The following is a 25,114-nucleotide window of genomic DNA, read 5'->3' on the forward strand; positions in this document are numbered from 1 at the left end:
TGTCACGATGTGCGATAAGGTGAATGTTATGGGGGTGGAAGAGTGGCTGAAAAACGTGATTATTATGAGGTACTCGGCGTCGGCAAAAATGCAAGCGACGAGGAAATCAAAAAGGCATACCGTAAGCTTGCCCGTCAGTATCACCCTGACGTGAACAAGGCAGCAGACGCGGAAGCCAAGTTTAAGGAAGTAAAAGAAGCTTATGATGTAGTCAGCGACAGCCAGAAGCGGGCTCAGTATGATCAATATGGTCATATCGATCCAAATCAGGGTGGATTCGGCGGTGGCGGTGATTTCGGCGGCGGCGGATTTGGCGACATCTTCGATATGTTCTTTGGCGGTGGCGGCGGACGACGTGATCCAAATGCTCCGCAACGGGGAAATGATCTGCAGTACACCATGACGATTGAGTTCAAGGAAGCGGTGTTCGGCAAAGAAACCGACATTACCATTCCGCGTACCGAAAGCTGTGATACCTGTCATGGTTCAGGTGCCAAACCGGGTACGAAGCCAAAAACATGTTCCGTCTGCCAAGGTAGCGGTCAACAGGAAGTCGTGCAAAACACACCATTTGGCCGGATGGTCAATCGTCGTGCTTGTTCGAACTGTAATGGTTCTGGTCAAATCATTGAAGAAAAATGCACAACATGCAGCGGCAGCGGTAAAGTCCGCAAGCAGCGCAAAATCCATGTTCGCATTCCAGCGGGTGTGGACGATGGTGCTCAACTGCGAATGACAGGTGAAGGCGAAGGTGGTCTGCGAGGTGGACCAGCAGGAGACCTTTATATCGTCATTCGTGTGAAATCTCATGATTTCTTTGAGCGTGAAGGCGATGATATCTACTGCGAAATTCCACTTACATTTGCTCAGGCAGCATTGGGAGATGAGATTGAGATTCCAACGTTGACTGAAAAGGTGAAGTTGAAAATACCAGCCGGTACGCAAACCGGAACATATTTCCGTCTTAAGGGCAAAGGGGTTCCACGCCTGCGCGGTATGGGCCAAGGGGATCAACATGTGAAAGTGGTTGTGGTTACACCAAGCAAGCTGAATGACGAGCAGAAAGATCTGCTCCGTCAAATCGCTGCATTGGATGGGGAGCAAACACATGAACATGAACAATCCTTCTTCGACCGGGTGAAACGGGCTTTCCGCGGAGACTGAGTATCAAATGATAGGATCTGAAAGGACACCACAGCGGGTTTTTCCGCGGGGTGTCCTTTTTTCATATATACAGGCGTTCCACAGAACATGTAAGCCGCTTCTAAGGATGTGCACTTTATGTGGGAGATTTCTGCATAATCTGAGCAATACTGCGGAAAGATAGCAGGGCGAGAATGATCATGCATAACTGTATGCGCCAATATTCGGAAGCAGGTGAACCTAATGACCGAGAAAAATATTTTGGCCTATTTTAACAGCCCGGAGCAGGCCGAAGGGGCAGCCAAAAAATTGGAAGCCTTGCGAGTGGAAGACTTGTCCATCAATCGTTTCAGCCGCTATGCGGGTGTAGGTCCGAGTGGGGCTTCTTACACACCGGGGGTTTCCGGCAGCTATTCATCGTGGGTGCCTGGTGCGCTCGGTACGAATGCAACGGCTGGAATTATGGCTGCAGCAGATCCCTCAGCGAGTGGCATGAGTGATGGTGGACAAGGAGGTCCTACCGGAAAGGATGTTTTGTTAACCGTCGTTGTGGACGAAGCAGTACATCACCGGGCGTTATCCATTATTGAACAAGCTGGTGGAATGATCTAACAGGTAAACAGTGATCGACTTAATTTGAAGGAGGAGTTAACGATGGCAGAGCACGAACGCCCAGGCAAGATTTTGACGAAAACGGAAAAGATGAAACGGATGCAATCCGCCAAAAACGAAGATGTCGAATTCAGCGCTGAAGTTGCGGATCATGATGACGTAGAGGCTTTGCGTCGCAGCGAAGCGGCGGATCGTCGTCAGGGACGGGAGCTTCATGAATGAAGAACGCTCTGCTGTAACCATTGAGGCAGTCTTCACAAGCTGGTCTGAAGCTGAATCTGCCCGAAGGGCTTTGTCATTGCTGCATCCGAATCAGTTGAGCATCGAGAGCCTTATCAATGAATCCCTTTCTAGAAATGAAGAAACAGAGGGGGATAGGGATGAAGCCCCTACTGCTTTGACAGGGGGATTCAGCGGCGAACTAAATGTGCTTGCACTTATTAGCGATGAGACCGAGATGTTATCTAACGGCCAGGTTATGGATATTTCGGAAGATCGCGCTTCAGGTCCATCCCGACAAGAGATTTTGCTCACTGTTTCTGTGCCGAGTGATTATCTTCCGCAGGCTGCTGAAATGATTACAAAGAATGGCGGGCGCTTTTGCTGAATGATCAAAACTCTTTTGGCCACAATTCAGACAGGATATCCAAGCAGTTAAACTGCGGGTATCCTGTTTTTTTGCTTGAATTCACAGGCACGGTTTTGTACTCCTGCTCCCTTGTGTAGTACAATGATTGGGATGTTTGAAAAATGAGGAGGAAAAATCAAGTATGTTATGGCATGAACTAACAATACATACCACAGAAGAAGCTGTGGAAATGATCTCGAATTTTTTACATGAAGCAGGTGCTGGAGGCGTCTCGATCGAAGAGTCCGGTACATTAAATAAAGAACGTGATACGTCTTACGGTCAGTGGTATGAACTGCCTTTGAATGACATTCCTGAAGGTCTGGCTGTCATTAAAGGTTATTTCTCGGAAGGTACGGATATGGAAGCATTAAAAAGCGAGATTAACCCGAGAATTGAGCAGCTTTCCGAATTTGATATTGATGCGGGAGAGATTCGATATGAGATTCGTACGGTGGATGAGGATGATTGGGCAAATGCCTGGAAACAGTATTTCAAGCCGGTTCGCGTCTCCGATCGTTTGACGATCAAACCGACATGGGAAGACTACACACCGGAAAGTCCGGAAGAAAAAATTATCGAACTGGATCCGGGTATGGCTTTTGGTACCGGTACACATCCGACAACATCTCTTTGCCTGCGGACACTGGAAACGGTAATCCAGGGCGGTGAGGAAGTCATTGATGTGGGTACTGGTTCGGGTATTCTGGCGATTGGCGCCATTCGGCTTGGGGCAAAACATGTACTGGCGCTGGATCTTGATCCGGTAGCGGTATCGAGTGCCAAGGAAAATGTTCATCTGAACGGGTTGGAACAACAAATTACGGTGAAAGAGAGTGATTTGCTATCAGTTCTCGGAAACCAGGATCCTGCTTTAGGCGTTCAGCTGCCTGTGAAAGTCATTGTAGCCAATATTTTGGCCGAGATTATTATGCTCTTTATTGATGATGTATACAATGCATTGGAACCAGGCGGTGTCTATATTGCTTCTGGTATCTGGAAAAATAAAGAGCAGGTCGTGCACGATGCACTCGTTGCGTCCGGATTTGAAATTAGCGCGGTTCACCGTGATGAAGACTGGCTGGCTTATGTTGCCAGAAAGAGGTAAAGCATGGACTTTCTGAATTCGCTCTTCCGTTATCCCATTGATCAGCTCCCGTTTTTCCTGCTGACCATTCTGATTGCTTTTACCGTTCATGAGTTTTCACATGCGTACTTTGCCAATAAATTCGGGGATCCGACCGCCAAGCTGCTGGGTCGGGTCACCCTTAACCCGGTAGTACACTTTGATCTGTTTGGTGTGCTGCTGCTTGTCATTGCCGGGTTCGGTTGGGCGCGTCCTGTTCCGGTAAACCGAGCGAACTTTGATAAACCCAGATTAATGGGCGTCATTGTTTCATTTGCTGGGCCGCTCAGTAATTTGCTGCTTGCAGTCGTCGGAACGATTATATACGCTTCGCTGGTTGGTTCTGGCGTAATGGGCGGTATCGAGAATGAACGCTTGTTCACAGCGATTTCGACTTTCTTTTATATGTTCAACCTGACGAACTTTTTCCTGTTTTTGTTTAACATGATTCCACTGCCACCACTGGACGGTTATCGAATTCTTGAAGACATATTACCGCCATCGATCAGTCGCAAGCTTCAAGGAGTGGAGCAATGGTCCATTTTTATCTTTCTCTTGATTCTGATCATTCCCCCTTTGCAAAGAGTTACGATTCAGCCTTTATACCAGTTGGCTTATAACATGTATGTTGATTTCTCATATTTGATTTTGGGCCTGTTTTCATAAGGGAGAATTCAAGACATTTTGGACTGAAATGCTGGTCAGAAGGACATAAAAGTTGTATGATCATCTGTGGCGATTGGATTCACGCCTGCCAATGGGCGGGGTGAATGCCAGTCATAACAGGAAAGAATAGGTGGATTGACCCATGCAGCGTTATTTTGTATCTGCAGAACAGCTTACGGAGCATTCTGTTGTCATTCTGGGAGATGATGCGCGCCATATCAGTAAAGTGATGCGTGGCAAGCCTGGAGATAAACTGATTGTCAGCGATGGACAGAGTCGTGAGGCTCTGGTGGAGATTGAGAGTATCGAAGCTGGCCAGGTAACGGCAAATATCGTGGAATCTCTGAAAATGGACCATGAAGCTCGTATTCGTGTAACGGTGGCCCAGAGTTTGCCAAAGGGCGACAAGATGGAGACGGTCATTCAGAGATGTACCGAAATTGGAGCGGTATCGTTTGTACCATTCCTCTCGGAACGTACGATTGTACAATATGATGCCAAGAAAGAAGGCAAACGGTTGGAGCGGTGGCGTAAAATTGCCAAGGAAGCCGCTGAACAAAGTCATCGGAATCGCATTCCATCCGTCGGGCAGCCGCTTTCCTGGAAAGGGCTGCTGTCTTCTTTTGGGGGCTATAGTTTGGTATGTTATTGTTATGAAAAGGAGAACGGCAAACAGCTGCGTGATGCACTGAAGCCGTTTGTCGAACAGCTGGCACCTGGTGCGGCTGCAGACGTGTTGATTGTGGTCGGGCCTGAAGGCGGGTTCACCGAAAAGGAAACGCTGGAAGCCGATCAGGCAGGCGCGGTATCCGTTGGGCTGGGTAAACGCATTTTGCGTGCCGAGACCGCAGGGATGGCTGCGCTGACTTGTGTTTTATACGAATCCGGAGAAATGGGGGGAATGTAATTATGCCATCCGTGGCGTTTTACACCTTGGGCTGCAAAGTTAACTTTTATGATACAGAGGCCATCTGGCAGCTGTTCAAAAATGAAGGATACGATCAGGTCGACTTCGATGAACAGACAGCAGATGTATATTTGATTAACACATGTACGGTAACGAATACCGGTGACAAAAAGAGCCGTCAAATTATCCGCCGTGCCATTCGGCGCAACCCGGATGCCATTGTGGCTGTAACGGGCTGTTACGCCCAAACTTCACCTGCAGAGATTCTTGACATTCCTGGTGTTGATCTCGTCATCGGAACTCAGGACCGGGATAAAATTCTGCCTTACGTTCGGGAAATTCAGGAGTCCCGCCAACCGGTAAATGCGGTACGAAACATTATGAAGACTCGGGTGTTTGAGGAAATGGACGTGCCGGACTTTGCGGATCGTACGCGTGCCTTCCTCAAAATTCAGGACGGATGTAACAACTTCTGTACGTTCTGTATTATTCCATGGTCCCGTGGGCTCTCCCGCAGCCGTGAAGCAAACAGCATTGTTCAACAGGCTCACCAACTCGTGAACGCGGGATATAAGGAAATTGTACTGACAGGCATTCACACGGGTGGATATGGTGACGATATGGAAAACTATGATCTGACAGATCTGCTGTGGGATCTGGATAAAGTGGAAGGGCTGGAGCGAATCCGCATCAGTTCCATTGAAGCGAGCCAGATCGATGATCGTATGCTGGACGTCATCAAACGTTCGGACAAGCTTGTACGCCACTTCCATATTCCGTTGCAGGCAGGTGACGATACTGTATTGAAACGCATGCGCCGCAAATACACAACCGAAGAATTCTACAACAAAATGCTTCGGATTCGTGAAGCAATGCCGGATGTGGCTATTACCACAGACGTTATTGTTGGGTTCCCGGGTGAGACGGATGAAATGTTCCGTAACGGATATGAATTGATGAAGAAAATTGGTTTCTCGGAAATGCACGTGTTCCCATACTCCAAACGTACAGGAACGCCGGCAGCCCGGATGGAAGACCAGGTGGATGAAGAAGTGAAGAATGCACGTGTGCATGAGCTAATCGACCTGTCTGAGCAAATGCAGCTGGCATATGCACAGAAATTTGTAGGCCAGGTGCTGGATGTCATTCCGGAAGGTGAAGCCAAAGGCCGTGAAGGCAGTGGAAAACTGCATGGTTATAGCGATAACTATATTCAGCTTGTATTCGATGGCTCCACGGACATGATTGGCAAAGTGTGCCGCGTCAAATTGACTGAAGCTGGTGTAAATGAAAGCCAGGCCACACTGGTTCGTGTGTTGGAAGATAATTTGAAGTCCGCAGCGATGTAATCGAGGCGTCAAAAGCAAGGATTTCATTTCCTTGGGGAGCGTACCCGAGGGAGTGAAGTCCTTCTTTTTCAACTATAGGCAAGACATTTTCGTGAACGGGGGAGAGCATCATGAACAAAAAAGAAATTTCGGCTGGCGGAGTTGTTTATCGCACTGGTGAAGATGGGGGTCTTCAAATTCAGCTCATTCTTGATCGATATGGCAAAACTACACTTGCCAAGGGCAAGATGGAAGCAGGAGAAACGGTTGAGCAAACGGCATTACGCGAAATTTTGGAGGAAACAGGCATGGTAGGCCGGATTGTCGAGCCTGTCGATATCATCGCTTATACGTATCAGCATGTAGAGTTTGGTCCGGTAGATAAGGAAGTTCACTACTATCTCGTTGAGGCAGAGAGCGGAGACCTGCAGCCCCAGATTGAGGAGATCAAGGGAGTCGACTGGTATACACCACAAGAAGCCTGGTCCAGACAGCAGCAAAACGGCTACGACAACAACGATAACATCTTGCGTGTGGCACTGAACAAGCTGGGCATTAACGTATAGTATTTTCCCAAACAGCGAAGCTTGGTAATGTTCAGACTAAAGTAGCCGCGCATTAAGCTGCGGGTGACTTCGCTGATGGGGCGTGAGCCGGTGGTTTTTTGTGCCAGATTGGCAGATAGCAGAACGGCAGGGCAATCAGTGAACTGATGATGTTAAAAAGGGTCTGGGCATGGGCAATCTGTGCCCCGTTGTCCGCTGACAGCCAAGCCGAAGCTGCATGCAGTTGGCCGATCAGCGGCATAAATAGCAGGGCTCCCGCAATGTTTAATACAACATGGGAGGCTGCGACGAATTTGCCCGCGGATGCTCCGCCAGCGGCAGCAATTACGGCGGTGATACAGGTCCCGACATTGGACCCGATCACAATGGCAATACCGATCTCCACAGGCAGTACACCTGTGGCTGCTAATGTAATCGCCATGCTGATGACAGCGGCACTGCTATGGATGAGTGCCGTAAGGCAGGCGCCTGCCAGGAACCCCCACCACAAGCTGTCAGCTGAGCGATCCAGAAACCACTGAAATACACCCATACTGCGCAGAGGAACGGCGATGGACTGCATGACTTGAATGCCGGTCATGACCAGAGCGAATCCTGCAGCTGCAAGAAAGCTGCATTGTATGTTAAACAGGGATATTCGCGTGCGTTCAGGAGCTGCCTGATTGCGTTCACTAAGAACAACAAAGACAGCCCAACCTGTAAGCGAGATGACTAGCAAGGGCAGGGCAGCACGTCCAATCTGTAATCCAACCAATTCGGTTGTCAGACATGTACCAATGTTTGTACCCAGGATAATGCCAAGAGTTCGACCATAGGTAATTAATCTTGCATTCGCGAGACCAATGGTGAGTACTGTAACGGCGGTGCTACTCTGTAGTATTGCCGTGGCTCCTGCACTGAAAGCCATGCCTTTCCATGGAGCTGAGGTAGCCCGATTAAGCCATTCGGCCAGCATCGGCCCAGCCATTCGCTGCAGGGCCGTTTCCATTAGCTTCATTCCGCCAAAAAAAATGATCAGCCCATATAGTAGCGGCAGCACAACATCTCTAAACATCTTGTTCCATCATTCCTTCCGTGCCTATCGTTATCTCATCTTATGAGTAAGTGAGGACAACCATGACAGCAGGAGGAAAACGAACGAGACAATGTTTGAATTTATAACGCAACTCCACAATTCAAAAGAAACGGTGATTCGTGCAAACGGAGCGGAGGGGACGGAATTGGATCTGAAGAAGCGAAGCGTTCGCGTTTATCCCCGGATTTTCCCTTTGTGAAAAGGAATCAAAAAAATCTGGGGATAACAGTGATCGGAAGACCAGTCCGTCGCCGTAATGGTAGCATGACTTCGCATTTGGATCTGTCTTAACATACCTACCTCACAATTCAAAAGAAACGGTGATTCGTGGAAACGGAGCGGAGGGGACGGAATTGGATCTGAAGGAGCGAAGCGTTCGCGTTTATCCCCGCATTTTCCCTTTGTGAAAAGGAATCAAAAAATCTGGGGATAACAGCGATCGGAAGACCAATCCGTCCCCGTAATGGTAGCATGACTTTGCATTTGGATCTGTCTTAACATACCTACCTCACAATTCAAAAGAAACGGTGATTCGTGCAAACGGAGCGGAGGGGACGGAATTGGATCTGAAGAAGCGAAGCGTTCGCGTTTATCCCCGGATTTTCCCTTTGTGAAAAGGAATCAAAAAATCTGGGGATAACAGCGATCGGAAGACCAATCCGTCCCCGTAGCGTCTCCCTTTGCACTAAACCTATCTTTTCAACTAACTAACAACAAAGGAAGTGGATTTACCTTGCCATCGGTTACACTGGAACGCAGTCGCAAAAAGCGGCTTGAACATGCACATCCATGGATATATAACAACGAGATTGCCTCGGTTGACGGGAACCCGGAACCGGGAGATCTGGTCAATGTACTGAATCATCAGGGCCGCTATCTGGCAACAGGGTACTACAACCCGGCATCACAAATTACAGTGAGAGTCGTCTCCTATCAACCGTTGGAGTTTGAACAAATGGACACGGCTTTTTTCGCTGCTCGTTTCAGTGACTGCTTGCGTCACCGGGAACGCTTTATCCGGGATGGCGAGGCCTATCGTCTGGTTTATGGCGAAGCTGATTTTCTGCCGGGTCTGATCGTTGATCGTTTTGGCAGTATCCTCGTTGTGCAGCTGCTTACGCTAGGAATGGACCGCTGCCGTGAAGCCATCGTACAGGCTCTGATCGAAGTGATGCAGCCGGAGGGGATCTATGAGCGCAGCGACGTGCCTATTCGTGAGTTGGAAGGTTTGGAGCAGACGAAAGGACCGCTGTATGGGGACTGTCCACGTCATGTGACGGTAACCGAAAATGGATTGCTCATTAAAGTCGATATCGTAGAAGGTCAGAAAACGGGTTATTTCTTCGACCAGCGTGAGAATCGGGCAGCGATTGAACCTCTCATGAAGGGCTGGGGTTACAAAAGCGGAATCACCATGCAGCACGTGGAACAAGATGGAAGTGAGCAGCTGTTACCCGTGAATAAAAGTGGTAAAGTGGTGACCTTCCCGTATTGGGACGGCGCAACAGTACTGGAATGTTTTTCACACACAGGCAGCTTCACATTGAACGCTTGTAAATATGGGGCCAAAAAAGTGACATGCCTTGATATTTCAGAGCATGCTATTGAAAGTGCCCGCACCAATGTAGAATTAAACGGCTTCACAGATCGGGTAGAGTTTGTGGTTTCTGATGCATTCCAATACTTACGTGAACAGGTCAAAGGTATAGACGATCGCTCCGTACGCGCACGTGCAGCTGAACAGAAAGTGGATACCTCCAAAGCGCTTGCAGCCGGTGGCGGTAAAACGTTCGATGTGGTCATCCTTGACCCACCTGCCTTTGCCAAAACGAAATCCGCAGTTAAAGGAGCATGCCGTGGTTACAAGGATATTAATCTGCATGGCATGAAGCTTGTTAATGAGGGTGGATATTTGGTAACGGCAAGCTGTTCGTACCATATGCGCCCTGATCTCTTCCTGGAAACAATTGCGGATGCAGCCGAAGATGCAGGCAAAGTGCTGCGTTTGATCGAATGGAAAGCTGCAGGTAAGGATCACCCGCAAATTTTGGGTGTTGATGAGGGCCATTACTTGAAATTTGCCATATTTGAAGTGCGCAGCAAAACAAACTGATCCCTCCTGGTTTATTAGATTCCATCACGAAACAAGTCCACGGTTATAAGCTGTGGGCTTTTTCCTGTTACAGGAGATCATCTTGGCTTTACCGGATTGTGGCAAACGTATGTTCCGAACCAGGTCAGATATGTTATACTGAGAATTAAAATCTTGTTCGTGACGGTTTGGAGGATTAAACATGTCCGTACGCTTTATTATTGGCCGGGCAGGCAGCGGGAAGACGACGCTGATTACCCGGGAAATTACGTCTCAGCTTCAACAGGAACCCCAAGGTAAACCTCTCATTTGGCTGGTTCCGGAGCAGAGTTCGTTTCGTTCTGAGCAGGCCCTGGTTTCTTCGGGTGCGATCAAAGGCACCATGCGTGCCGAAGTGCTGGGTTTTCGCCGATTGGCCTATCGTGTTATGCAGGAAGCGGGTGGTTCTGCTCGTATTCCAATCGGAGCCGAGGGGAAAAAGATGCTGCTCTATAAAGTGCTTCAGCGGCGCAAGGAAGAGTTGAAGCTTTTTGGTGCCTCTGGCAACCAGTTGGGATTTATCGGGCATTTGAATGATTTATATAGCGAATTCAAGCGATATGAACTTGATCCCGGTTCATTGGAAGAAGGGCTTTCTACATGGAGTTCATCTTCTTCGGCACCAATTTTGGGGGATAAGTTACATGATCTGCTTCTTATATATCGTGACTATGAACAGGAACTATCGGAACTCTACATCGATGATGAAGACACGCTGACAGAATTGAATGATCGTTTGTCAGAAAGTGCGCTTCTTCAGGATGCTCAGATATGGATCGATGGTTTTCAGGGGTTTACCCCGCAGGAAATGAGTGTGATTGGACGGTTGATGCTTCAGGCTTCTTCCGTAACCATTACACTGACCCTAGATCGACCGTATGATCATGGGGCACTGCCCAGTGAACTGGATCTCTTCCATCCAACCGCGAGTGCTTACGCGCGGCTCAAAGGTATGGCGGATGATCTGGGCGTTGGGAGCGAGACGTCAGTGCTTGATCCAGATGTTTTACCAAGATATGAGGAAAGTCCGGGTCTTGCCCATCTGGAATCTGGATTCGACCGCCGAATTCGTTGGAGAAGCGATGGCCGAGATGCTGGCATCAAAATGTATGCAGCTGAAAATCGCAGGGCAGAGATGGAAGGGGCACTGCGGGAAATGCGCAGATTAGCTCAGGATGAAGGTGTGCGTTACCGTGACATGGCGGTGCTCGTTCGTCAGCTGGATGCCTATGCCGATATCGCTGAACCATTGTTCAGAGACTATGACGTGCCAGTTTTCCTGGATCGCAGAAGAAGTGAGCTTCATCATCCGCTCGCCGAATTCATTCGTTCCGCAATTGATATTGTTCGTCGTCGCTGGCGTTATGAAGATGTATTTCGCTGTGTTAAAACAGATTTGCTGCTTCCTCGTGATGGCTCCATTACCCGTGAAGATATGGACCAGCTCGAAAACTATATTCTTGCCTGCGGGATCCACGGATACCGCTGGACGGATGGAAAACCATGGAAATATGTTCCGAGTCTGTCCCTGGAAGACAATGGCCAGGAAGGTCGAAGCCGAGGTCGTGAACAAATGCTGTCGTTGATGGAAAAATGCCGAACGGTCATTACGGATCCGATGGGTGTTTTTGAAAAACGGATGAACAAGGCCAAGACTGCCAGAGAACAGTGTGCTGCCCTGTATGGATTGCTGGAAGATGCAGAGATTCCATGGAAGCTGGAAGTGATGTCTGCTGAAGCGACAGCGCAGGGGGATCCGGAACGTTCGCGGGAACATCGTCAGATGTGGGGAGCAGTCCTGGATCTGCTGGACCAGATGGTGGACATGATGGGAGCCGAACGACTGGATATCGATTTGTTCGCTGGTCTGATGGAGACGGGTTTAACCGAACTGAAGCTCGGACTCGTTCCGCCGGCGCTGGATCAGGTGCTGGTCGGTTCCATGGATCGGACGCGGCTGCAGGATATCAAATATGTATTTATTCTGGGTGCCGTGGATGGTGAACTGCCGGCTGTACCGCAGGAGGATGGGGTATTAACCGAGCAGGAACGGGAGCTGCTGACCGAACGGGGCTTGGGCCTTGGACCGGGAACAACAAGACGAATGCTGGACGAGCGTTTTCTGATATATACCGCCCTGACTGCGGCCAGCAGGCAATTGTGGCTAAGTTATCCTGTGGCTGACGATGAGGGGAAAACACTGCTGCCATCGGAGATTGTAAGGCATGTACGCAAAATGTTTGGTTTGAATGAATCACCATTGCTTACCCAGCCACCGGTAACGGATTCAGAAGAGACTCACTGGCCTTATGTCATTCATCCGGAGCAGAGTCTGTCTGTTCTGATTGGACAATTGCGTAGATGGCGCCGTGGTGAGGAGATTCCTGAACTCTGGTGGTCTGTCTACAACTGGCATCTGTCCGATGAGGCCCGAAGACCCCAGTTGGAACGATTGTTGGGATCGATTTTTTATCGTAATCGGGCACTGCCGTTGCGTACTTCGACGAGTCGCCGATTATATGGTACAGAGGTGCGGACGAGTGTTTCGCGGATGGAACGATTTGTGGCGTGTCCATTCTCCCATTTTGCCTCCCATGGATTGCGATTAAAAGAACGGCAATTATATCGACTTCAGGCACCGGATATTGGGCAGTTGTTCCATGCTGCACTAAGTCAATTGGCTATACGGCTGCGCGAAGAGAACCGAAGCTGGGGCAGCCTCTCTCCGGAACAATGCCGAAAGGAAGCAGAGCAGACCGTGGAGCAGATTGCGCCACAGCTGCAGGGAGAGATTTTGCTCAGCACGAAGCGATACGGTTATATTTTCCGCAAACTGAAGGATATTGTTAGCCGGGCTTCGATCATTCTGGGTGAGCAGTCCAGGCGGGGAAGTTTTGAACCCATTGGGCTTGAATTGGATTTTGGGCCAGGGAAACCTCTGCCGCCGCTGCGCTTCGAACTTGAGAATGGATGTGTGATGGAGATTGTGGGCCGGATTGACCGGGTTGATGTGGCTGAAGGGGAGAATGGTCTGCTGCTGCGGGTCATTGACTACAAATCGAGCCAGACCGATCTCAAATTGCACGAAGTGTACTATGGACTGTCCCTGCAGATGCTTACGTATCTGGAAGTGCTGCTTAGTGCGGCCGAAGAGTGGCTGGGAGAATCGGCGATGCCTGGAGGAACGCTGTATTTTCACGTGCATAATCCGCTGCTGCAATCAGCGAACGGCATGACGTCAGAACAGGCGGGACAGGAATTGCTGAAACGATTCAAAATGAAGGGCCTCCTTCTGGCAGACCGCGATGCCATTGCACAAATGGACAACACCCTGGATAAAGGCTACTCGGCAATTATCCCTGTCGCACTCAAGGCTGATGGCAGCTTCTATAGCAGTGCTGCTGTAGCTACGCCAGACCAGTGGGATACACTGCTTGCATCGGTTCGCAGTAATATCCAGGAGATCGGGACCCGGATTACGGATGGGGATGTGGCTATTGAACCTTATCGCATTCAGCAGGAGGTTGCGTGTACGTTCTGTCCGTATAAACCGGTGTGTCAATTTGATGAAAATATTGAAGGCAATGAATATAATCTGTTGTCCAAGCCGGGCAAACAGCAAATCTGGGACATGCTGTCACACAACAAGGGAGGGGATACAACGTGACGAATATGCCAAAACCGGAAGGCAGCTTCTGGAGTGATGACCAGTGGAGTGCGATCTCTCAGAGTGGGGAAGACATTCTGGTTGCCGCAGCAGCAGGTTCAGGGAAAACAGCTGTGTTGGTTGAACGGATTATTCGCAAAATAGCAGATCCTTCCCGTGGTTTCAGCGTGGATCGATTGCTGGTGGCTACCTTTACGAAGGCAGCGGCTGCTGAGATGAAACAGCGTATCCGGGAGGCACTTGAACAGGCGCTTGAGGAGCAGCCTGAGGAAGAGCATCTGCGCAAGCAGCTGTCGCTGCTCGGGCGAGCTTCGATTACAACTCTCCATTCATTTTGTATGGAAGTCATCCGTCGTTACTATCAGCAAATTCCGCTTAACCCGGCCTTCCGGATATTGAACGAGAATGAAGCCGAAATGCTGCGTCAGGAACTTCTGGAGGAGCTTTTTGAAGATAAATACGGAGAAGAAGGCGAAGGCAGTACTTTCCGTGAGCTGGTGGATTGGTTCAGTGGGGAAAGAAACGATGATGCCATGCACCGGCTTGTGCAGCGGTTGTATGACTTCTCGCGGAGTCACTCCTGGCCGGATCACTGGCTCTCGGTAATGGCGTCTGCTTTTCAAGTTGAAAATGTGGAGGCGCTGGGTCATTCTGCATGGGTACAGAGCATTTTACGCGATGCTGCACTGACCCTGAGCGGAGCAGCCGGACTACTGCGTCAAGGTATTGGCATTGCCCTGCAGCCGGAAGGACCAAAACCGTATGCAGATACGCTGAAGGAAGATCTTGCAATGGTCGAGGATCTTCTGTCAGCAGTGGAGGTTATGCCTTGGGAGAGACTGCCTGAAGTATTTCAGCCAGCCGCTTTTGGCAAGCTGAAACCCTGCAAAAAGGACCAAACGGATGCGGCGCTTCAGGAGCAAGTGAAGGAGCTTCGGGAAGCAGCGAAAAAAGCAGTCACCGATCTGAAAGGGTCACTTTTTGGCCGGAGTGCGTTTTCGTTCTGGCAGGAGCTGGAGCAGGCTGCTCCGCTCATGCAGGAATTGTCCAAACTTGTAATTGAGTTCGGTGAACGCTACAAGCTGGCCAAACAGGAACGTGGTCAGGTTGATTTCAGCGACCTGGAACACTACTGCCTTCACATTTTGCGTCATGAGGATTCCACGCCAGAGCTGTCAATGCCGTCAGATGCTGCGATGGAATACAGAGCACGTTTTGATGAAGTGCTGCTGGATGAATACCAGGATACCAATACCGTTCAGGAAGACATTGTCAGGTTGATCTCGAGGGAAAATCCGGGCAATCGCTTTATGGTAGGAGATGTCAAACAGAGTATTTACCGTTTTCGCTTGGCTGAACCAGGGCTGTTTCTGAACAAGTACCGTCAATATGAGTCCGGCATCCAAGCGGATGGAGGAGAAGAAAATACACCGCGTACGGGTAGACGTATTGATCTGGCACGGAACTTCCGCAGTCGTGCAGAGGTGGTACATTCGGTGAATATGCTGTTTCGCCAGCTCATGAATGAAGGTGTAGCCGAAATCGCCTATGACGAACGGGCCCAGCTCGCCTATGGAGCTTCGTTTCCACCGGAAACAGAGGGTGACGAGGCATATACGCCGGAATTGATGCTGATCGATCGACAAGGCGGTGGCCCTGATCTGAGCGAAAGTGTGGATGAAAATGGAGAACACCTGGCATCAGCTGAACTGGAAAGTGTCGAACTTGAAACGGCTCAATTAGAGGCCCGGGCCATGGCTCGCCGTATCCGGGAGATTGTAGGCGATACGGATCAGCCTGCGCTGAATGTGTACGATAAAGCATTAAAAACAATGCGTCCAGCGCGTTACGGTGACATTGTCATCTTGCTGCGTTCTGCCCTGATGTGGGCCCCCCTGATGATTGAGGAATTCAGACAACAGGGGATTCCAGCCGGAGGAGAGCAGAGCAAGGGTTACTTTCAGGCAACGGAAGTGGAGATCATGTTGTCCCTGCTTCAGATCGTGGATAATCCTAGACAGGACATTCCGCTTGCTTCAGTGCTTCGTTCACCAATAGTTGGTCTGGATGAAGAGGATCTGGCACAAATCCGTCTGGGAGATAAAAGGCAGTCTTTCTATGACGCTGTTGTATCTGCTATTGAGACCGAACAAGTGCGCGATCATGACTCATCAGCAATCCAGATGCAATGGCCGGAAGCATGGTCAGAGATTCAGCAGGCGGAGCGAGAGGCAGCTGTTTCGGCAGAGGCAGAGGTGATGGAACCGAAACCTGGCGACAGAGAAACAAAGAACGACAGATATAAAGTGGATGAAGAGCTTCCAGAAGATGCGGGCTCGGAATTACAACAAAAATTAATTCGTTTTATGCGCCAGCTGGAGCAATGGAGGCTCGAAGCACGCCAAGGCAGTCTGAGTGAACTCATCTGGCGTATATACAGGGAAACGGGCTATTTGGACTGGGTTGGCGGTCTTCCGGGAGGAATGCAGCGTCAAAGCAATCTGAAAGCTCTGTATGACCGTGCACGTCAATATGAAGAAGCGACGGCAAACCGGGGTTTATTCCGCTTTTTGACCTATGTCTCCAGATTGCGCGAGAATGACGGAGATTTGGGAACGGTGGCCGGATCAGGTGAACAGGATAATGCGGTACGAATTATGACGATTCACCGGAGTAAGGGGTTGGAATTTCCGGTTGTATTTGTGGCAGGCATCTCCAAGATGTTCAACCAACAGGACCTGAATGCACCGTTTCTGATGCATAAGGAGCTCGGATTCGGTCCAAGGTTTGTGGATCGGGAGAACCGGGTGGCTTACCCCACATTGGCCAATCTGGCCATTCGCCGCCGCGCCCAGTTTGAATTGCTGGCGGAAGAGATGCGGGTACTCTATGTGGCCCTCACTCGGCCCAAGGAGAAAATGATTCTGGTTGGGACGGTAAAAGATGCTGCCAAAAAAGCAGCGGCCTGGTCACAGATAAAAGACAGTTCCGCATTGATTCTTCCTGATTACCTCCTAGCGGCAGGAAGGAGTTATCTCGACTGGATCGGACCTGCTTTGATTCGCCATCCAGCAGCTTCTTCATTGCGTGAACTGGCTGGTGTGCGTGATTCAAATGCTGCTTGCCTGATAGAGGACGAATCACGCTGGAGCATATCCGTCATTTCTGCCGATTGGGTATCCAAGGAGATCTTTGTGGATTCGAAACATGGTGACGAAAACGAGATGACGGAGATTCGTCAAGAGCGCATGAGTGCGCTGCAAGCAGCGAAGCCTGTAAACCTACTTCCTTCTACAATTAACCTTAACGAGATGGTTGTGAGTACTCCAGATGGAACGTCACAAGAAGGCATGGATATCGATCAAGTCTCACTGGAAAAGCAATGCGTCCAAAACGTTGATCAGCGACTGTCATGGACATACCCATATGAAGCGGCTACTCGGATTGCTGCAAGCACGTCTGTTTCGGAATTGAAGGCAGTGCTTGCCATACAGGACCATCAGCCTCTTCAGGTGATGGAAGAGCTTGAAAGACAAATGGATCATGCTGTCGTTCTTGAAGGTCCGCAGCCAGAAGATAAAGTTAGTGAAGTCTTTAATGATTCAATGGATAAAGCTAGCGAAACGTCCTTTAAGTTGCATTTGCGTCGTCCGAAGTTTATGGAAGAGAAACAATTGACGGGGGCTGAGCGAGGTACAGTGTACCACACGCTGATGCAGCATTTACCCTTGGACGGAACGAATGTGGATGCCGCGGTTGTTGAACAGACACTGGCAAGACTGGCCACACTTCAGATTTTGCTGCCTCATCAGGCAGAAGTGATTGAACCTGCGCATGTCGCACAATTTTTCCAGGCAGCACCAGGAACTGACCTGTTGCGTGCAGACTGGGTGAAACGGGAGATTCCGTTCATCTATGGACTGCCAGCAGATCATTCTCCAGCCGAGTGGCTCCGTAATCTGTCATCAAATTCAGGGATGCAAATGCTGGATGAAGGCAGTGGACTCCGGGCATCTTTGGATAACGAAACGGTCCTTGTACAGGGGATCATTGATTGCCTGTATGAGGTGGAAGGCGAGCTCACGCTGCTGGATTACAAAACCGACCGGGTGCTTGAACATCGCGGAGGTCTAAAAGAATTGACGAGTAACTATCGTTTTCAGCTGGAACTGTATGGCCGTGCGATTGAAGATATTTTGGGACGTAAGGTAGATCGGAAGTGGCTGTACTTCTTTGATGGCGGACATGCTGTAGAGCTTTAAGAACAGGTTAGGGTTTATATAAAGTGTTTGATTTAGAACGGATGACATGAAGGGGACGGAATCGATTCTGAAGAAGCGATGGTGTCCCCTTTTGTTCAGGATGTTTAGCCTTTAGAGAGAAATGATTCACGAAAGTTTGGAGACAGCAGAGATCTGATACAGAGATCTTGCAGGGGAGAGGGGATGAACGGAACATGCGTATTTTGCACACAGGGGACTGGCATTTGGGGAAAACGCTGGAAGGACGAAGCAGGCTGCGTGAACAGGAGGATTTCGTCGATGAACTCGTCAAACTGGCGGATGATCAGCAAGCGGACGCAGTGTTAATGGCTGGCGACGTATATGACTCTGTTAATCCGCCTGCATCGGCAGAGCAGCTGTTTTATGAAGCGGCTGCCCGGCTCACGGAGCGCGGAAGACCGCTGGTAGTCATTGCAGGCAATCATGATCAGCCGGAACGGGTGGCTTCTGTAACGCCACTTGTGAACAGACAGGGCATTACTCTGGTAGGCATGCCAACGGCAGAAGCAGTTACCATTCATGCGCAGCGAACGGGCGAGACTGCCCGGATTGCAGCTTTGCCCTATCCTTCGGAGGCACGGCTGAATGAACTGCTCACTACCGATGGGGATGAAAACGTGCTTCGTCAGGCCTACAGCCGCCGGGTAGGAATGTTGATGCAGCGGCTGGCGAGTTCATTTCGTCCGGATACGGTCAATTTGGGGATGAGTCACATCTATGTACTGGGCGGGGTGGAAAGTGATTCGGAGCGCCCGATTCAGGTGGGTGGTGCCTATACGGTGGATCCAGCCTCGTTGTCGATCGGTGCGCAATATACAGCGCTTGGACATCTTCATCGGGCCCAGGCTGTAAAGGGAGACGGTGTGATCCGGTACAGTGGATCGCCACTGGCTTACAGCTTCTCGGAAGCGGGACAGAGCAAATCGGTTACGATGGTGGATCTGGCGCCAGGCGGAACTGCAAATGTGGAAGAAGTGCTGTTAACCTGTGGACGTCCACTTGTGCGTTGGAAGGCACGCGGTGGACTGGCCGAGGTATATCGCTGGCTGGAAGAGGGTCGAGATGCCCAATCTTTTATCGATATGGAAGTGTGGCTGGACGATGCCATGTCACTGAAAGAGATCCAGCAGCTGCGCAAGTCGCATGACGGTATCATTCATATCCGACCGGTTTATCCGGAGATGGCTGCAGCAGGATTGCTGGAGCAGCGTTCCGAGCTGCCCGTGCACGAATTGTTTCGCAAGTTCTACCAGCGTCAGACAGGCGGGGCACAGCCTGAAGACAGTCTGGTGAAGCTGTTCCTGGAACTTGTAGATGAGGACGAGCCAGGCGTGCGTGAGGAGGTTGAAGGAAGATGAAGCCGATTTTATTAAAAGTGGCCGGTCTGCAGAGCTACCGTGAAGCACAGGAAGTTGATTTTACGGTACTGACGGAAACCGGATTGTTCGGCATCTTCGGTCCAACGGGGAGCGGGAAATCTTCCTTGCTGGACGCCATTACCCTTGCAATGTACGGCAAGGTGGAACGGGCGGTTAACGGGACGCAGGGCATCATGAATCATGCTGAGGATGCGCTATCGGTGGCTTTTACCTTCGAACTGTCATCGGCTGAAGGGACACGGAGATTTCGGGTGGAACGGCGTTTTAAACGTAACAATGAAATATCTGTAAGCAATACGATCAGCAAATTCATTGAGACTGTAAACGGAGAGGAACAGGTGCTTGCTGATAAACTGGCCGATGTTAACCGCTGCGTTGAAGAAGTGATTGGCCTTAAAATGGATGACTTTACGCGAGCCGTTGTGCTGCCGCAGGGTAAATTTGCTGAGTTTCTATCCCTGAAAGGCAGTGAACGACGACAGATGCTGCAGCGTCTGTTCCATTTGGAGAAATATGGAGATCAGCTTGCCATTAAGCTGAGCCGGCGAGTGAAAGATAACGATATGGTTCATCAAGCTCTCCTGGCAGAGCAGCAGGGTCTTGGCAATGCGAGCAAGGAAACGTTGGAAGAAACCAGACGACTTCTCCAAGAGGCTGTAAAGAATGCAGAACTCTCCCGGAAAATTCTGGATGAAGCAACGAAGGAAGCTGAGCAGCTGGGAAAAATACGTGAATGGAGTCAAGAGCGCCAGAGGCGTCTGGAAGAACAGCAAAAGCTCAAAATCCTTGAACCTGAGATCGAAACAGGTGAACAACGGTTGAAACAGGCTGGTGCAGCCGAGGCCATATTACCTGCACTTCAGACCATGCGGGATGCTGTAACAGAGCAGAAGCTGCGACAAACTGCAGCTGCAACAGCCCATGAACAAGCTGTGGAACACGAACGGTTATCTGTTCTTGAAGCAGAGAAGGCTGATACGGCGCGTATGCAGTTGGCTGAGAGTGAACCGAAACTATTGCTCCGGCTGGAACAATTGGAACAGGCCAAAGAGCTGCAGCGGGAACGGGACGGTCTGCAAGAGGACGGTGCCCGTCTGAAGCGGCTCCTGGAGCAGGGGCAGGCTGAGCAGGCTGTCCTTGGCCAGCAGCTGGAAAAGGAAAAAGAACTGCAGCAGCGTGGACGCAAACGCAGAGAAGAGTTGCAGGAAAGTCTAAAGCCGAATGAAGTCAAGGCTGAGGAGCGAAGACAGCTGCAAGCTGCACTTGAGCTTCGGCATCGACTGGATACGGCCGCAGAACAGCTGCGACAGAACCAGGCTGAAATGGAAACCTACAAGCAGTCTGCGAATTTGGCAGCCGAGAAGCTGCAGACGGCGGCCGGCGAAGAGAGCCGCCTGAATGAACGGCGTCAGCTTCTGGTCGAACAGGCGTCAGCGGGTCTTGAGGCCCTGCTGGCCTGTGAGCAGGACGTTGGCCGCGAACAGAGCCTGCTGGCCTGGGCGGAGGAGCAGCTGCGTGGCTCGATGCGCGAGCAGGAGCTTCACCGGCTATCCTCCGCCTTGCGCGCCGAGCTGCGTGACGGCGAGCCTTGCCCGGTGTGCGGCTCCGCACACCACCCGCTCCCGGCTGCACCGCCGGGAGAAGGTCCGCACGCAGGCGATGCGGACCTCGAACTGCTGCGCAGCCTGCAGGCGGAGCTGCAGGAGCTGCGCTTCGGGCTGCGCCAGCAGCTGCACGAACGTCGCAGCCTGCTGACGCAGCTTGGCGCTGCGGCCGGCGAAGCTCCGGCCGCAGCCGAGGCCGCGCCTGCGGCTGCGGAGCCTGAGCCCGCCGGTTCGCCCGCACACGGGCGCTCCCCGGCGGACTGGGCAGCGCGAGCCGCCGCACTGCGCGAAGCCGCGCGGGCGCTGGCTGACGCTGCAGCGCAAGTGCAAGCGGAAGCCGCCGCGTTACAGCAGGCGGCTGTGGGTGCGCAGCAGCGCCGCATGGAAGCGGCTGCCGCGCAGGAGGCCGGCCGTGCCGGGCTCGTCCAGGCGGAACGCAAGCTGGCCGAGAGTGAGGCAGCTGCAGCTGCACTGCAAGGCCGCTGGGCCGCCGAACTGCCGGGCATCGCCCAGGAGGAGGCTGTCGCCCTTCATCAGGCGATGCAGGAACGCGATGCACGTGCTGAAGACATTAAGGAACGGCTGAACAAAAGTGTCACCTTCCTGGAAGAGAAGGAGCAATTGGTACAGTCCCTTCACCAGAAACTTGTTGAACTGGACAAACAGCTGATCCAGTGGCAGACCGAGTGGCAAGGGAATAACAAACAGCTGTCTGAAAAGGAAGAACGACTGCGCCAATGGGTGGGCGAGCAACGAGTGGAGGAATTGATCGCCGCTGCCGAGTCCCATCTGGATGGACTACGAAAAGCAGCTGCCGACTCGGCCCAGCGCTTCAAAGAAGCGGACGCCCTGAAACAGGAGTCCGCCAAAAAAGACGTTATGGCTAGGCAGGCCTTGGCCTCAGCGGCGGAACATCTGGATCAGGCAGTTGCACGCTGGCAGCAATTGCTGGTTCAATCTCCATTCGACTCTGAACAAGCTGTTCTGGAAGCGGCCATTCCTTCGGAAGAGGCTGAGCGTTTGGCAGCAAACATTCAGCATCATCGTGAACGCGAACGTGAACTGGCTTCACAGCTGCGTGAACTTGAGCAGAAGCTCGGTGGAGCAGAAGTGTCCGAAGAGCAGTGGGTATCCTGTACGGAACGTCTGAAGTTGAGACGCGCCGAGGATGAAGCTGCACTAAGTGCCAAGGCACGTGCAGAACGGGATCTGGAGGATGTTCAGCAGCGTCATGTTCGCTGGACCGAACTGGAGAACAAACGGGTAGAAGTAAGTCATCAAGGGGAGCTGCTCAGCAAACTTCAGGCTGCCTTCAGGGGAAATGCTTTTGTAGAGTATATTGCTGAAGAACAACTCATGCAGGTGAGCCAAGCTGCCTCACAGCGCCTACGATTTTTGACCAAACAGCGGTATTCGCTCGAGGTGGACTCGGGCGGCGGATTTGTTATCTGTGATGATGCAAACGGAGGGGTTAAACGTCCGGTATCCACCTTGTCAGGCGGCGAAACATTTTTGACCTCCTTGTCCCTGGCATTGGCCTTGTCTGCCCAGATTCAGCTGCGTGGTCAGTATCCACTGCAATTTTTCTTCCTGGATGAAGGGTTTGGTACGCTGGACCCTGAACTGCTGGATACCGTAATTACATCGCTGGAGAAACTGCATGATGACCGTCTAGCTGTCGGAGTCATAAGCCACGTGCCGGAGCTGCGGGCTCGTCTGCCACGCAAGCTTGTTATTATTCCTGCAAACGAGGCTGGGGGCGGCTCTCGGGTGGTATTGGAAAGCCTTTAAAAACGTGATCTGTTTTTCTTCGCCAAGTCTTAAATTATGTAATGACTGCCATTATCCTTTAGTAGATCCTTCAGTCGACTGAATTCCGGAGTGGAGAATGGGAATCATATTTCTTTTACTCCCCTGAATTGAGTGAGATACCTCACAGATACAGGTTCAACCTGCTGTTATACTACAGTCAAGCCGACATACCTTATGTTAAGTACCCCGGCGGACGTTTGATCAGGAAGTTTCCTGGTTAGACGTCCGTGGCAGCAGATTTCATTCGAAATCCGCTCACGGGGTACTTTTTTTTGCGTGAACCTTGAGTGTCAATTCGCCCAGATCTGAATACCATGGAAGGGTGATGAAGCACGATAAGGGAGGCGTACTGAAGTGGAAAAGGTGGAAGCGAAGAAATTATGCAAGGAACACATGCATCGTTATGTTTGTGTACAGATGAAGGACGGAAGCCATTTTGATGGAATCATGGAAAATGTGGATGACGACATGATTTATTTGGCTGTCCCTGTCGGTCCTGAAGCTCTAGCAAATCATGCAAACTGGGGAGCAAACGCAATGCCGGGAGCAGGGTATCCTGCCCCTCATACTCGCGGATTTTATCCGGGATACGGATACCCGTACCCATATCCCTATCCATACTATGGTTACGGTCGCAGACGTTTTAACAGACTGGTTCTGCCTTTGTTCGGGCTGGCCGCATTAACTTTACTGCCGTACTATTGATATGAGGCTCGAAAATCAGATTTGGAATTAAAATAAATCCTGCAACCTTTCTCATCCTTAAGGGCATATTACGGTCCACCGGGGTGCAGAAAGGTTTTTTATAATGTTCATCAAATGATCGGGCCATGAGGATTATATTGAGCATCCGTTGGCATGATAGATATGGTTATGGGGGGTGGTTGATTTTAAAAAGCATTTTCGTGTGAGATTGGACGACACTTTTCACTTCCGGTATGATAGAGGAGCATACATAAATCTTTAAAATCAAAGGAGGGTATGAACAATGGATTGCTTGTTTTGCAAAATTGTAGAGGGCAGCATTCCCTCCAACAAAGTTCTGGAGAATGACCATGTGGTTGTCTTTCATGACATCCAGCCCGCTGCGCCGACACATGTTCTCGTTATTCCGAAGAAACATATTGCTTCCATGAATGATGTGACAGCAGCGGATACACCGCTGATTGGTGAAATTCATCTGGCAGCACAGGAAGCAGCGAAACGTCTTGGGGTTGACGAGTCCGGTTATCGTTTGATTAATAACTGCGGCAAGGATGGAGAACAAACGGTCCATCACCTGCACTATCATTTGCTTGGAGGCACCAGACTTGGTGCATTAACAAGCCTGTCGGATTCGCACAAACAATAATGGGTCGATTGCTATGCTTTTCCTTGCTCAAATGAGATTGAGATAGCACTGTGATTCGTTTAAATAAAGTGATCATTACGTTAAGGTTGACACGTTTATTATCTTTCGCCTATAATGAAAGGTGATGAACCGTGTTATTGCTCTTGGACGGTCTGGTCGGAGGGAGGGAAAACTGGTGTCTGAAACTAAAGTTCGCAAAAACGAGACTATTGATGCTGCACTTCGTCGCTTTAAACGTTCCATCGCTAAAGATGGCGTCTTGGCTGAGGTGAAGAAACGTAAGCATTATGAGAAGCCAAGCGTAAAGCGCAAGAAAAAGTCCGAGGCTGCTCGTAAGAGAAAGTTTTAGGAGGATTTGAACAACATGAATCTTAGCGAACGATTGAACGAAGATATGAAGCAAGCGATGAAGAGCAAGGACAAGTTCAAGCTCTCCACCATTCGGTTGATTCGTTCGACGATCAAGAATCTTGAAATAGATTTGAAAAGAACTTTGGATGACAACGAAGTGCTTGATATCCTGAGTCGTGAAATCAAACAGCGCAAAGATGCCCTCCAAGAATTTGACAAAGCGGGCCGTGAAGAACTCGCGGCAAATGCAAAAGCGGAAATTGATATAATTGGTCAGTACCTTCCCGCACAGCTTACCGAAGAAGAAATTAAAGTTATTGTACAGCAGACCATCCAGGAAACCGGTGCTTCTTCGAAAGCCGAGATGGGGAAAGTCATGGCGGCCCTTATGCCGAAAGTAAAAGGCAAAGCGGACGGCAAACTGGTTAATCAAGCAGTTCAACAATTTCTGCAATAAAGCAAATCAATAAACACCTCCTGACTTG

19 protein-coding genes are annotated in these 25,114 nt (G+C 50.5%); 18 read left to right on the plus strand and 1 reads right to left on the minus strand.

The genetic code is table 11. The features are described from left to right. Positions 1–42: 42 nt before the first annotated feature. From dnaJ to HP552_RS21785, 9 genes are all read left to right on the plus strand, one after another. The gene (gene dnaJ, locus HP552_RS21745) at positions 43–1,164 is read left to right on the plus strand and encodes a molecular chaperone DnaJ (RefSeq protein WP_095359516.1); all 1,122 of its coding nucleotides are present in this window, start codon (positions 43–45) and stop codon (positions 1,162–1,164) included. A gap of 222 nt (positions 1,165–1,386) precedes the next feature. Beyond that, on the plus strand, positions 1,387–1,755 hold the full coding sequence (locus HP552_RS21750) for a hypothetical protein (RefSeq protein ID WP_175397472.1): 369 nt from the start codon (positions 1,387–1,389) through the stop codon (positions 1,753–1,755). Positions 1,756–1,797: 42 nt separating this feature from the next. Beyond that, on the plus strand, positions 1,798–1,977 hold the full coding sequence (locus tag HP552_RS21755) for a YfhD family protein (RefSeq protein ID WP_095289850.1): 180 nt from the start codon (positions 1,798–1,800) through the stop codon (positions 1,975–1,977). Next, positions 1,970–2,362 carry a hypothetical protein gene (locus HP552_RS21760; protein ID WP_175397473.1) on the plus strand — a complete coding sequence of 131 codons (393 nt, stop codon included), beginning with the start codon at positions 1,970–1,972 and terminating at the stop codon, positions 2,360–2,362. The genes HP552_RS21755 and HP552_RS21760 overlap by 8 nt, the downstream gene beginning before the upstream one ends. A 163-nt stretch (positions 2,363–2,525) precedes the next feature. Continuing rightward, positions 2,526–3,491, plus strand: coding sequence for a 50S ribosomal protein L11 methyltransferase (gene prmA / locus HP552_RS21765; RefSeq protein WP_175397474.1), 966 nt, complete (start codon positions 2,526–2,528; stop codon positions 3,489–3,491). A 3-nt stretch (positions 3,492–3,494) separates the two neighbouring features. Further along, positions 3,495–4,175, plus strand: a complete 681-nt coding sequence (locus tag HP552_RS21770) for a site-2 protease family protein (protein WP_175397475.1) — start codon at positions 3,495–3,497, stop codon at positions 4,173–4,175. Positions 4,176–4,317: 142 nt separating this feature from the next. Then, a complete protein-coding gene (locus tag HP552_RS21775) occupies positions 4,318–5,082 on the plus strand; it encodes an RsmE family RNA methyltransferase (protein ID WP_175397476.1) in 765 nt (254 codons plus the stop codon). Between the two features lie 2 nt (positions 5,083–5,084). Beyond that, positions 5,085–6,431, plus strand: coding sequence for a tRNA (N(6)-L-threonylcarbamoyladenosine(37)-C(2))-methylthiotransferase MtaB (gene mtaB / locus HP552_RS21780; RefSeq protein WP_175397477.1), 1,347 nt, complete (start codon positions 5,085–5,087; stop codon positions 6,429–6,431). A gap of 107 nt (positions 6,432–6,538) precedes the next feature. Next, the gene (locus HP552_RS21785) at positions 6,539–6,976 is read left to right on the plus strand and encodes an NUDIX hydrolase (RefSeq protein WP_376768975.1); all 438 of its coding nucleotides are present in this window, start codon (positions 6,539–6,541) and stop codon (positions 6,974–6,976) included. A 52-nt stretch (positions 6,977–7,028) separates the two neighbouring features. Here HP552_RS21785 and HP552_RS21790 read toward each other — a convergent pair whose 3' ends face one another. Continuing rightward, positions 7,029–8,030, minus strand: a complete 1,002-nt coding sequence (locus HP552_RS21790; protein ID WP_175397479.1) for a Na/Pi cotransporter family protein — start codon at positions 8,028–8,030, stop codon at positions 7,029–7,031. Positions 8,031–8,784: 754 nt separating this feature from the next. On the opposite strand from HP552_RS21790, the gene HP552_RS21795 reads away from it, so the two are divergent. The 9 genes from HP552_RS21795 (at position 8,785) to HP552_RS21835 (ending at position 25,086) form a co-directional block, all read left to right on the plus strand. Continuing rightward, positions 8,785–10,164 (plus strand): class I SAM-dependent rRNA methyltransferase, encoded by a 1,380-nt coding sequence (locus HP552_RS21795; protein ID WP_175397480.1) that lies wholly within the window; start codon positions 8,785–8,787, stop codon positions 10,162–10,164. A gap of 181 nt (positions 10,165–10,345) precedes the next feature. After that, positions 10,346–13,849 carry a helicase-exonuclease AddAB subunit AddB gene (gene addB, locus HP552_RS21800; RefSeq protein ID WP_175397481.1) on the plus strand — a complete coding sequence of 1,168 codons (3,504 nt, stop codon included), beginning with the start codon at positions 10,346–10,348 and terminating at the stop codon, positions 13,847–13,849. A 5-nt stretch (positions 13,850–13,854) separates the two neighbouring features. Beyond that, a complete protein-coding gene (addA, locus tag HP552_RS21805; protein WP_175397616.1) occupies positions 13,855–18,111 on the plus strand; it encodes a helicase-exonuclease AddAB subunit AddA in 4,257 nt (1,418 codons plus the stop codon). 194 nt (positions 18,112–18,305) lie between these two features. Continuing rightward, positions 18,306–19,490, plus strand: coding sequence for an exonuclease SbcCD subunit D (locus HP552_RS21810; RefSeq protein ID WP_175397482.1), 1,185 nt, complete (start codon positions 18,306–18,308; stop codon positions 19,488–19,490). Next, positions 19,487–22,906, plus strand: coding sequence for an AAA family ATPase (locus HP552_RS21815; protein WP_175397483.1), 3,420 nt, complete (start codon positions 19,487–19,489; stop codon positions 22,904–22,906). Before HP552_RS21810 ends, HP552_RS21815 begins: the two co-directional genes overlap by 4 nt. A gap of 375 nt (positions 22,907–23,281) precedes the next feature. Beyond that, entirely contained in the window at positions 23,282–23,632 is a 351-nt protein-coding gene (locus HP552_RS21820) for a hypothetical protein (protein WP_175397484.1), read from the plus strand. A 283-nt stretch (positions 23,633–23,915) separates the two neighbouring features. Further along, positions 23,916–24,278: a histidine triad nucleotide-binding protein gene (locus HP552_RS21825; protein WP_175397485.1), complete on the plus strand. Its 363-nt coding sequence runs from the start codon at positions 23,916–23,918 to the stop codon at positions 24,276–24,278. 175 nt (positions 24,279–24,453) lie between these two features. Next, on the plus strand, positions 24,454–24,627 hold the full coding sequence (rpsU, locus tag HP552_RS21830; protein ID WP_005547957.1) for a 30S ribosomal protein S21: 174 nt from the start codon (positions 24,454–24,456) through the stop codon (positions 24,625–24,627). 15 nt (positions 24,628–24,642) lie between these two features. Next, positions 24,643–25,086 (plus strand): GatB/YqeY domain-containing protein, encoded by a 444-nt coding sequence (locus HP552_RS21835; protein ID WP_095289878.1) that lies wholly within the window; start codon positions 24,643–24,645, stop codon positions 25,084–25,086. Positions 25,087–25,114: the final 28 nt, after the last annotated feature.

The organism is Paenibacillus xylanilyticus (genome assembly GCF_013359935.1).
GTDB classification, from domain to species: Bacteria; Bacillota; Bacilli; order Paenibacillales; family Paenibacillaceae; genus Paenibacillus; species Paenibacillus xylanilyticus.